The 11,019-nt window shown below is 37.1% G+C and carries 12 protein-coding genes and 1 tRNA gene; 11 read left to right on the top strand and 2 right to left on the bottom strand.

Going from position 1 to position 11,019, the window contains the following annotated elements; translation table 11 throughout:
- Window positions 1-277: 277 nt before the first annotated feature.
- A complete protein-coding gene (gene rlmN / locus AC22ZQ_RS08465) occupies window positions 278-1,348 on the bottom strand; it encodes a dual-specificity RNA methyltransferase RlmN (protein ID WP_318958346.1) in 1,071 nt (356 codons plus the stop codon).
- Between the two features lie 352 nt (window positions 1,349-1,700).
- On the opposite strand from rlmN, the gene AC22ZQ_RS08460 reads away from it, so the two are divergent.
- From AC22ZQ_RS08460 to AC22ZQ_RS08410, 11 genes are all read left to right on the top strand, one after another.
- Window positions 1,701-2,087 (top strand): DUF983 domain-containing protein, encoded by a 387-nt coding sequence (locus AC22ZQ_RS08460; protein WP_318958345.1) that lies wholly within the window; start codon window positions 1,701-1,703, stop codon window positions 2,085-2,087.
- 2 nt (window positions 2,088-2,089) lie between these two features.
- Window positions 2,090-2,389 (top strand): thioredoxin, encoded by a 300-nt coding sequence (trxA, locus tag AC22ZQ_RS08455; protein WP_318958344.1) that lies wholly within the window; start codon window positions 2,090-2,092, stop codon window positions 2,387-2,389.
- Between the two features lie 294 nt (window positions 2,390-2,683).
- The gene (locus AC22ZQ_RS08450) at window positions 2,684-3,073 is read left to right on the top strand and encodes a ribonuclease P protein component (protein WP_318958343.1); all 390 of its coding nucleotides are present in this window, start codon (window positions 2,684-2,686) and stop codon (window positions 3,071-3,073) included.
- Between the two features lie 4 nt (window positions 3,074-3,077).
- Window positions 3,078-4,718, top strand: coding sequence for a S41 family peptidase (locus tag AC22ZQ_RS08445; protein ID WP_318958342.1), 1,641 nt, complete (start codon window positions 3,078-3,080; stop codon window positions 4,716-4,718).
- Between the two features lie 18 nt (window positions 4,719-4,736).
- Window positions 4,737-6,296, top strand: a complete 1,560-nt coding sequence (locus AC22ZQ_RS08440) for an O-antigen ligase family protein (protein WP_318958341.1) — start codon at window positions 4,737-4,739, stop codon at window positions 6,294-6,296.
- A gap of 93 nt (window positions 6,297-6,389) precedes the next feature.
- Entirely contained in the window at window positions 6,390-7,295 is a 906-nt protein-coding gene (locus AC22ZQ_RS08435) for an N-acetylmuramoyl-L-alanine amidase (RefSeq protein WP_318958340.1), read from the top strand.
- 61 nt (window positions 7,296-7,356) lie between these two features.
- Window positions 7,357-7,803, top strand: a complete 447-nt coding sequence (locus AC22ZQ_RS08430; protein ID WP_318958339.1) for a single-stranded DNA-binding protein — start codon at window positions 7,357-7,359, stop codon at window positions 7,801-7,803.
- A 115-nt stretch (window positions 7,804-7,918) separates the two neighbouring features.
- Window positions 7,919-7,992: transfer RNA gene (locus AC22ZQ_RS08425), tRNA-Asn, on the top strand.
- A 186-nt stretch (window positions 7,993-8,178) separates the two neighbouring features.
- A complete protein-coding gene (locus AC22ZQ_RS08420) occupies window positions 8,179-9,345 on the top strand; it encodes a hypothetical protein (protein ID WP_318958338.1) in 1,167 nt (388 codons plus the stop codon).
- Window positions 9,338-9,898: an RNA polymerase sigma factor gene (locus AC22ZQ_RS08415; protein WP_318958337.1), complete on the top strand. Its 561-nt coding sequence runs from the start codon at window positions 9,338-9,340 to the stop codon at window positions 9,896-9,898. The genes AC22ZQ_RS08420 and AC22ZQ_RS08415 overlap by 8 nt, the downstream gene beginning before the upstream one ends.
- A 12-nt stretch (window positions 9,899-9,910) precedes the next feature.
- Window positions 9,911-10,531, top strand: a complete 621-nt coding sequence (locus AC22ZQ_RS08410; RefSeq protein WP_318958336.1) for a hypothetical protein — start codon at window positions 9,911-9,913, stop codon at window positions 10,529-10,531.
- 56 nt (window positions 10,532-10,587) lie between these two features.
- Here AC22ZQ_RS08410 and AC22ZQ_RS08405 read toward each other — a convergent pair whose 3' ends face one another.
- Window positions 10,588-10,788 (bottom strand): hypothetical protein, encoded by a 201-nt coding sequence (locus AC22ZQ_RS08405; protein WP_318958335.1) that lies wholly within the window; start codon window positions 10,786-10,788, stop codon window positions 10,588-10,590.
- Window positions 10,789-11,019 lie beyond the last annotated feature (231 nt).

Raw genomic sequence — 11,019 nt, 5'->3', positions numbered from 1 at the left:
TAAAGGTGATGTTTTATTCACGCTCCGCAATGCTGCCGAATGTCTTTTATATGGAATGAGATTGCCAATTGAATAGGGGGTTGGAGTAGGTAATATTGGTGAAATAATGAAGAATTACCTTTACTCGGTAGAATGGCGGATTTTCATCATTTACTTGAAATCAGGCAACGCGACGATTATTAAATGATGGGAATAGTCACCCCCTTCAAGTAAATGCAAAAAGGAAAATATGAGGTGCGTTTAATGCTCCAACAGACCTTAGCAATTGGAGAAGGGTCTATTTTAGTACTCTTTCTTTTAACTCTATCGCTTTGTTTTTATTGGCAAGTTGACCGCAAGCCGCGTCTATGTCTTTTCCTCTTGAACGTCTGATGTTCACGATAAGGTTACGCTCTTCTAAGAAAGCAGCAAAGGCATCTACTTTTGCTCTAGAAGCTTGTTGGAACTCACCATCGTCTATAGGATTGTATTCGATGATGTTGATTTTACACGGTACATTTTTACAGAATTCAGCTAATTCTTGAGCATCTTCCAATGCATCGTTGAAGTCCTTAAAGATGATGTATTCGAAAGTGATACGTGTTCCTGTTTTACTGTAAAAGTATTTCAGAGAATCTGCCAATACTTCTAAATTGTTGGTGTCGTTGATTTCCATGATTCTACTACGCTTCTTATCGTTAGCAGCGTGCAGAGAAAGGGCAAGGTTAAATTTTACCTCATCGTCACCTAGTTTTTTAATCATCTTGGCAATTCCGGCAGTAGATACAGTTATACGTTTGGGCGACATACCTAAACCTTCTTCAGAAGTAATTATCTCTGTACTACGGAGCATATTTTTATAGTTCAACAAAGGTTCACCCATTCCCATGTATACAATGTTGGTTAAACTTTTGTTGTAACGTTGCTCTGCCTGGTTCTTAAGGTAAACAACTTGGTCTACAATTTCACCAGCCGATAAGTTCTTCATGAGTTTAAGTCGACCAGTAGCACAGAATTTACAAGCCAAGCTACAACCAACTTGAGAAGAAATACAAGCGGTTGTTCGAGAAGCTGTTGGAATCAATACACCTTCAATAACTTGTTTTTCTCCAGCGTGAAAAGCACATTTAATCGTTTTATCGCTAGAAATTTGTTGGTCATCTAACGCTATGGCATCAATGAAAAATAATTCATTCAATTGATCGCGTAACTTCACACTTAAATTGCTCATTTCTTCAAAACTATGGGCATTTTTTTTCCAAAGCCATTCGTATACTTGTTTCGCTCGAAATGCTTTTTCGCCCATACCTGTGAATTGATTTTTTAATTCAGCAAGCGTTAAATTTCTGATGTTTGTTTTCTGTACCATAGTAAAATTCCGGTGCAAAGGTCGCTAATTTTTTAACGTAAACAAAGAAGCAGGGTTGGGAGGAGCTTGAATAGCGCTATGTTGTCAGGAAATTACCAAAAAACCAAGTATCGATTTGATATAGCCTTCACAAGAACAAAATCATTCAAGAGTAGCTTTAAAATATCTGTTAGAATGGCTAGATGGGAAATATGTGCTATTTATTGTCTTTAATGCATTAGTACTATATCGGAGATAAAGCGTTATTTAGACCTTGAATAAATTATAGCTTTGCGTAACAAATGTTGCAGATAAAAAGGGTGTTTAACCTTATATTTGTTAAGTGAACAAAGGGATCAAAAAATAGAAGACCATGGGGTTAAAAGGCACAAAATTGTACAGCATCTTTAATGGAAAATGTCCTGTTTGTCATGAAGGGAAAGTATTTACCTACAAAAGGGTATATAGTTTCAAGAAATTTGATAAAATGGAGGAAAAGTGTTCGCATTGTGGACATAAATACGAAATGGAAACAGGTTTCTTTTACGGAGCTATGTACGTTGCTTACGCCGTAAGTGTAGCATTTTCTGTTGCAGCTTTTGTAAGTACGTATTTGCTCTTTCCAGATACACCTTATTGGGCATATATCATTATTGTGGTAGCAACACTTTTAGGTTTAGCGCCGGTTACTTTTAGAGCTGGTCGACTCATTTGGATTAACCTATTTAGTTCATATGATCCATCAAAAGCAAAAAAATAAAAATGGAAAGTTTTAAGGAAATAGTAAAGGGAGAGGTACCAGTATTGGTAGATTTTCATGCTACATGGTGTGGCCCTTGCCAAACTATGCACCCTGTAGTAGACGATGTAAAAAATGAGTTTGGCAAGGATTTACGCGTACTAAAGATTGACGTAGATAAAAATCAAGCTTTAGCGGCAAAGTATAAGATTAGAGGTGTTCCTAGTTTCATCGTTTTCAAAGAAGGTGAAATTGCCTGGCGAGGAAGCGGAGTAATGACGAGGGCAGACCTAAGCTCAATAATCAAAAACTCTTTGAAATAATTATTTCAAAACCATAAGATTTAAACATAAAAAAAGGAGGTTCATTTTACGGGACCTCCTTTTTGCTGTACTAACTATAAACTATTACTTTAACTACTTAACAAGTTCTTGATTTAAGAATTGAATGTAGGCACTCAAGTTGGTGCTCAACATTAATTCAATGGCTTTAGATTTCTTTTGTGTTTTCATGTGTTTTTTGTTGCTTAATAATCACTTTTCAAAAGCTGTGCCAAAAAATATTCTGCGATTAATAAAGCTGTTTTTGTAAGCGAGTACTTCTGTTATCTTTGTAATATGAATCAAGGATTTGGAAAGGAGTATAAACTGTGCAGTCGAAAAATTATCGACGCCTTGTTTAGTGAAGGGGAGGGGATCAAATCATATCCTTTTATGATACGTTATCAAATCACAAGTCTTCCAAAAGAAATTCCTTTTCAAATCGTTATAACTGCTCCTAAACGAAACTTTAAACGCGCTGTTGATAGAAATAGAATTAAGCGTTTGATGCGCGAAGTTTTTAGGAAAAACAGACAGGAGTTAGAAGAAGGATTGAAGGAGAAGAATCAGCAACTCGCTTTATTTATTATGTATACAGGGAGAGAGCTGCCAGATTACGATTTAATAGAAACGAAATTGAAAAAGGCCTTGGTGAAGTTAAATCAAGCGCTACACATAGAAAATTAAGCACATGAAAAAATATCTTTTCGTTGTTATCAGTTTACTTTGCTTTTATAGCACATCAAAGGCACAGAGTAATAGTTTTGAGGTAATCAAATCCATGGAATTAATGGATCTCATTTACATGAATTTAGAAAAGTACTATGTAGATGAACCCAATACAGGAGAGCTTTCCAAAACTTCCATTGATGCCATGCTGCGCGCTTTGGATCCATATACGGTGTATTACCATGAGGCCAACATCGAAGATTTCCGTATGATGAATACGGGGCAATACGGTGGGATAGGTGCTACGATTAGGAAAGTGGGAGAATACACGATTATAACAGAACCTTACAAAGGCAACCCTGCGTATAATGCTGGTTTGGAGGCTGGAGATATTATTCTTTCCATAGACGGTCGTGACATGAAAAATAGAAGCTCAGAAGAAGTTTCTAATGCTTTGAAAGGACTGAAAGGATCTGAAGTTATTGTGCAATACAAACGACCTGATGTTGGAGAGGGAGAGGCGAAAATAATTCGCGATGAGATCAAATTACCAGATGTTCCTTATTCAGGAATGATAGACGACAAAGTAGGTTATATTGCGTTGAATTCCTTCACTCAAACGGCGAGTGCCAACGTGAGCAAAGCTTTTCAATCCTTAAAACAAGAGGGAATGGAATCGCTGGTGTTAGATTTAAGAAACAACGGTGGTGGTTTGCTGATGGAAGCCGTAAAAATTGTAAACATGTTTGTACCCAAGGGGCAAGTTGTGGTATCTACAAAGTCTAGGGTGAAAGAAGAAAATAGAGTTTACGTTACACAGCAAGACCCCTTAGATTTAGAAATTCCCCTTGTAGTATTGATCAACGAAGGTTCTGCTTCCGCATCAGAAATTGTAAGTGGAACGTTACAAGATTTAGACCGAGCTGTTGTTGTGGGAAGAACCTCTTTTGGAAAAGGTCTGGTGCAAAGAACAGTTGATTTAAAATACGGTTCTAAAATGAAGTTGACCATTGCAAAATACTATACGCCATCAGGAAGATGTGTTCAGAAATTAGATTATTCTAATAAGGTGGATGGTCAAGTAGACGAAGTTCCAGACTCCTTACTTCAAATCTTTTACACTAAAAATGGAAGAGAAGTGATTGACGGTAGAGGTATAGAGCCAGATATATCGGTAGAAGGAGAAAATATGAGCAGACTCGCAGCAATGCTTTTGGCGAAAAACATCATTTTTGATTACGCTACACACTACAAACATAAACACGATAGCATAGCTGCACCCGAGGAATTTGTTTTGAGTGATAAGGCCTACGATGAATTTATAGCGTTTGCTTTGAGTAAGGAATTTTCGTACAATACTGCTTCTGAGGAGAAAATGAAAGAGGTAGTAGAGGTCGCTAAAATGGAAGGTTATTTTGAAAGTACAGAAAAAGAGATTGAAGCGTTGTTAGCCGCTTTGAAACCTTCAAAAAAAGAAGATCTTATCCGTTTTAAAACACAAATTAAAGAAATGTTGCAAAACGAAATTGTTGCGCGTTACTATTACCAAGAAGGTAGAGTTTTAAATAGTTTCATCAGCGATAAGAGTTTGGAAAAAGCGATGGAGGTATTAAATAATGAGAAATTATACAATTCTACCTTGCATATTAACGTTAAGAAATAAAAAGAAACTACTCTACTTATGCTCGACAAGCTTTTTGGCTATCGTGTCCATGCGTTCATTCATCAATTGTGTTTCATTGCACTGTGCGTCGGACTCCCGCTTAATAAAGTGGTGTTGTCGCTTGCTACCATGTTGTGCATACTCAATTTAGTACTTGAAGCACACTTCGCTAAGTACTTGAAAAACCTGAGAGAAAATAAAATTGTTGCCTTAACATTGTTGTTTTTTGGCTTTCATTTTCTAGGGTTAATTTACACTTCTAATTTTGATTATGCTTTACATGACATTCGCATAAAATTGCCGCTTTTCGCCTTGCCTTTTGTATATGGAGCAAGGCCGCTAAAAGCCAAAGAGGTAAAAATTGGATTGCACCTTTTCTTGTTGAGTTTACTGGTTACCACGAGTATCAATTACTATAATTATCACGATAAAATAGAAGAAGGCATTATACTCGATATCAGAGAAATGTCCATATTTGGATCGCATATTCGGTACGCTTTACTCGTTGTCTTTGGTGCGGCAATAACCCTTTTCTATACCGTAAAACGCATGAAGTATTACATACTCTATGCACTACTTTTTGCATGGTTTTCTTACTATGCACTCTACAGTCAGGTTTTAAGCGGGGTAGTTGCCTATGCATGTTTAATGGGAGGATTGTTTTTCTATGCCATTTCTAAATTGAAACTTAAAAGTTTAAAGTGGACCCTCTGGATTTTATTTTTAGGAGCGGCAACAACGGTAACTGTTGGCATCGTTCAATTTTTAATACCAGAAAGTGATAATTACATCTATGGTGATTTAGAATATAAAAGTGCTCAGGGAACTGTTTACTACCACGATACTACTTCCACTTTTTTTGAAAATGGCTATCCATTGATGGTCTACTTGGCAGAGGATGAAATGCGTAAAAAGTGGAATGAGCGTTCTGATTTAGCCTATGATAGTTTAGACAGAAAAAATCAACACGTAAAATACACGCTCTGGAGATATTTAACTTCTAAAAATTTGAGAAAAGACGCCCAAGGCGTAGCACAATTGACGGAGGAAGATGTCAGGTTTATTGAACAAGGTATACCTAGTATAGAATTTCAAAATGGCGGGGTGACGAATAGATTGAATGGATTGAAGACGCAATTGCAAACCTATGCGGCTAACGGTAATCCAAACGGTCATTCTCTATTACAAAGGTTCGAACATTGGTCGGCTGCCTGGTACATCATAAAAAACAATCCTTATTTCGGGGTAGGAACAGGAGATGTGCAGGATGAATTTGATAAGGCTTATGATGACCTTGACTCTAAATTAGATAAGTACCACAGAAACAGGGCGCACAATCAATTTTTAACGGTTTGGATTACATTCGGGATTCCGGGCTTAATTCTCTTTCTTTCAATTTGGTTCCTTTTCTTAAAAAGAGCCGTGAGCAACAAGCATATTTTAGCCCTTGCTTTCGGGCTCATTGCTTTGGCTAGCTTTTTGCCAGAGGATACCATAGAAACGCAACAAGGAGTTACTTTTATCGCTTTATTCCTGGCTGTATTTTCATCACAATTCTATCAAAAATCTGAGGCTTAAGCTTTTTACACATTGCTATCTTGACAATCTTCAATACCCTTAAGTTTAAGACGTGAGGATTTTAGCTTAATTTGATAGTTAAAACGTTTAATAATGAAATTTTTCCTTCTTGCACTTACCCTTTGCTTAAATATCATCGCTTTCGGTAAAGATAAAGTGATTGTGGTAATAGATCCTGGACACGGTGGTTCTGACCCTGGACATTTATCTCAGGATAAAGCCTTGAAACCAGAAAAGGACCTCAACTTAAGTATTGCTTTAAAATTTGGAAAATATATCGAAGAAAATCTGATCAATGTAGAGGTGCATTATACGCGTAAAACAGATGTTTATCCTTCTTTAGATGAACGTGTAGAAATGGCCAATGATTTAAACGCAGATTATTTTATCTCTGTTCACTGTAACGGTAGTGCCAGAAGTTCTGTTTATGGAACAGAATCGCATGTGCACAATTGGGCCTCTAAAAAAGCAGTTCGTCTAGCCACTGAATTCGAAGATCAATTTGAAAACAGAGCAAAACGAAGAAGTAGAGGTGTAAAAACAGGTGAAGATAGAGGTCATTCTGTTCAAGTGTTGAAGTATACAAAAATGACCAGTGTTTTAGTAGAGTGTGGATTCGTTACCAATACATCGGAAGCCAATTATTTGAACTCAGTATATGGTCAAGAAATTATAGCTTCTGCATTGTACAGAGGTTTTAGAGATTTCATCAAACGAGAACATAAAGACATCAATTTCATCAATACAGAAAAAGAGCTGAGTCAGAGTGGTGAGGTTTACAAGATTCAAATCATGTCTAGTATAGACCCTGTAGAAACGGACATTGCCGAATTTAAAAAGTTGGGTGTTACCGTGGAGCGTATTAAAGTGGAATCTAAAAGTATGTACAAATACAAGTACTACGTGGGTAAGTTTGCCAAGAAGAAAGACTGTAAAGCACTGCTCAAAAAAGTCAAGGAAAATGGTTTCCCCGACGCTTATATTGTTAAATTTGAGTAGCATTCATTTTGCAGACTTTGTAAGAAACAATCACATACACTTTTAAATACACAAAAATTACATGGCTACAGTTTTTGAGACAAGACTCATAGGAAACATAGGTAAAGATGCGACGGTAAGAAACATGGAGCGAGGAGTAATCGCCATCAACTTCCCGGTTGCACACAATAAAAACTGGAGAGACAAACGTACGGGAGAATCTAAAACAAAAACAACCTGGGTGAACTGTACGATTTGGAAGAAAGAAGGTGCCAACCTTAGAATATTAGACTTTCTTAAAAAAGGGGCGTTAGTAGAATTGGTAGGAACACCTTTTCCAAAAGCGTATTTGCAAGACGACAATTCCATTAAAACAGAAATCAGGTTAAACGTTTCTAAGACCAATATTTTGCGTCCAAGTAAGGATCAAGGAAGTACTTCTACGGAAGAATTTAACTTAGATGACAGCGAAAATGATTTGGGTACAGGTGGCTTTGATGATTTCACCCTAAATGAAGACGATTTTTAAAGAATTGATATTCAATAATTAATAAAAAACTTTCAAATTTTTTTAATTTTTTTTGCTCAAAAGCATTGCGGTTGTCTAAAGAATGTATATCTTTGTCCCCGCAAACGAAGCACACTCCTCCTTAGCTCAGTTGGTTAGAGCATCTGACTGTTAATCAGAGGGTCCTTGGTTCGAGCCCAAGAGGAGGAGCAAAAAGCACTTAGAAATAAGTGCTTTTTTTTTTGCTTTATACTTTTGTGAAGATTTATTTCATGGGTTCAAATTAGCCAACTCTTCATCTCGTTCAAAAGGTGGCTCTCTTCGTCTTTTAACATTTCTTTCCATTTCCTCGCGAACGTTTTCTCGTCTATTGTGTAATACGGGAAAACATCATCCATGAAAAAATTAATGATTTTAAGTCTTGTAGTCTTTTTCGGTATGGGAACGGCACAAGCGCAAATAGCAGAACCGGAGGAAATTTATTCGTTTACGCGCGTTATCAATTCTTATGATTGGTATGTTACTCAACATGAGTTGTGGGCGAAAGAGGTGAAAAAAGACAAGAAGAATGAAGATGCTTGGACCAATTATTATGCGGCTACCCGCTATGCAGGTCGTAAAGCGGATTCTGAAGCGCTAAGGTTAGAATGGGTCGAAAAGGAGGAAGAGGTTTTGGAGCAAATGGCCAAACACATTCCCAATACTTTTGCCTATTACCATGTTATGTCGTGGGCCAAACCCATCTACCAAGCTGAAAATCCAGAACAGCGAAAAGAATTGATCAGCAATGCACTCAATGCACATAAGTTAAAACCAGAAAGTAGTGATGTGTATCCGGAACTCATGAATATCTACGAGGTATATGAGTACAATCCCAATAAATTAAAGGAAGTCTCGGAGCTCTGGAAGAAAAGTGCACACTTTACACCAGCTACTCTACTTTTGGCGCACAACATGCTCAATGGTGCTCAAAAAGATGCGATTATATTAACGGCTGGAGACAATGATACCTATCCATTATGGGTGGCCCAACACGCAGATAGCGTACGACAAGATCTAACGGTGCTCAACGTGTTTTTGGCACAAATAGAAAGTTACCGCAAACGCATTTTTAATACCTTGAACATTCCTGAATTAAAAGGTGAAAACAAGTCTTTTCCTGAGATTATCAATCATATTATTGAACACAAGGGAGCTAGAACCTTGTACTTTTCTTCAAGAGGGTTGTTACACGACCAACAGGATAAACTAGATCAACTCTACAATGTTGGTTTACTCTATCAATACAGTGAAGAGAAGCTAGATAATGTTTCAATTTTGGTACACAATTTTGAGGAAGTATTTTATACCGATCTTTTAATTCACGATTATTATACAAGTGAATGGGCCAATCAAGATTTACGTATGAACAACATGTACGTTCCTGGCTTAGTGCATCTTTACAAGTATTATAAATTGATCAGTAAAGAAGCAAAAGCCCAAGAAACCCTGGAAATCATCCATCGCATTGCGCATAATTTTGAGTACTACGGATTGGTAAAAAAGCAATTGGAACTTGAGTAGCTATAAACAACTTAAAGACGAAGAGCTGATGCATCGCCTTACCAAAGGGGATGAATCGGCATTTAATGAACTTTACAGTCGTTATGCGCAGCGTATTTTATTGTTTATGTACAAGATGTTGAAACAAGATGAGGCCCGAGCACAAGACTTTACGCAGGATGTTTTTTTAAAAGTAGTGGAAGCTGCCGAGGGTTTTGACCGCAACAAAAGTTTTAAAACATGGGTGTTTACGATTGCGGCAAATTTGTGTAAAAATCACTTCAGGAAAAATGTTGGAGACATACGAGAAATTCAAAATACATCCCTTCAGATAAGTAATCAAGCTGAAGATAAAATGGATAGGGAGCTAAAAAATCAAGCATTGAAAGAAGAAATTGCTGCCTTGCCTTCTCCCTACAGAGAAACCTTTGTGTTGCGCTATTCTGAAGAACTAAAAGTGAAAGAAATAGCCCAAGCTCAAAATATACCGGAGGGAACGGTAAAATCGAGATTGAATAAAGCCACCCAAATACTCGCAGAAAAAATGCGCTTGTTTACAAAAGTTCAACATTAAAAAAGAGAAATTATGGACATACTTCATTTATTAGAAAATAAAGATTTTGAAGCCTTAACTCCCCAAGAGACAAGCTTTGTTTTAGAGCAAATGTCAGCAGAGGAATATAAAGAACAACGCTTGGTGATCTTCATGACCCAGGAAACCTTTGCTGAAGATGACAATAACAATACGCTCGTTGTCCCGGTGCCTTCTAAAGCGCTAAAGGCATTACAAGAGAAGAGAAACGGAGGAATCTTAGTATTGTTTCAAAGTAAGGTTACGCTTTGGAAAGCTGCGGCTGTTTTTGTTGCTTTATTGGGGGGATATCACTTTTTGATGAAGAATTCAGTTCAGCAACCCGAAACAGTATACCTAACAGAATATGTTGAGAAGGAAGTGCTTGTACCTGCAGATCCTGATACAGTATTTAAAGAGGTGGTGGTAGAGGTACAACCCGAAAAGTTGGCTACAATTGAGGAAAGTCCGCGACTATCAGGTGCCACGCGCATTAATTCCGAAAAGAGAGAAATTTACAATTTTGATCAGGTTGCAGTACTGAATAGTTTAGAGACCGAATTTTTACAGATGAATAAAAAAGAAGGAGTTAGCGTTTTGGAGGATAGCTTAACGCGAAAGATTTTAGGTATATAAAAACCGTCTAGCATTACTAGACGGTTTTACTGTTAACCCCACAAAATGAAACGAATCTATCCTTTCCTCTTCATAAAAGCATAGAAAATATAAATGATAACCACGAATAAAACGAGGTATAGGTAATTGGACCATTCTACGGAAGAACTTAAATCTCCCGAAAGTCCTAAAGTATCAACTGAAGCAAAGTTTAATGAAACATCAGTTAGCGCTGTTGTATCACTCTCGTTCAATACTTGTCCTTCCCATTTATACATACTTCAATTTACTGAATAGCACCTATAAACAAGGAGGTCATTAGACTAAATGAACGATAAATTCGATTAACGTAAGAAAGCTAGTTGTTCAATAGTTTCCCCCTTATCTAGGTGATAAGCCATCAATCCAGCCTCTTTTGCACCTTCAACATGTTGAATAGAATCGTCAATAAAGAGGGTGCTTGCTGGATTTAACTGATGCACTTCGCATAAGTGTTGGAAAGTACTCAC

Source organism: Lishizhenia sp. (assembly GCF_057456495.1).
The sequence above is the reverse complement of the archived record's forward strand: the minus strand, read 5'-3'. Positions and strand labels throughout refer to the sequence as shown.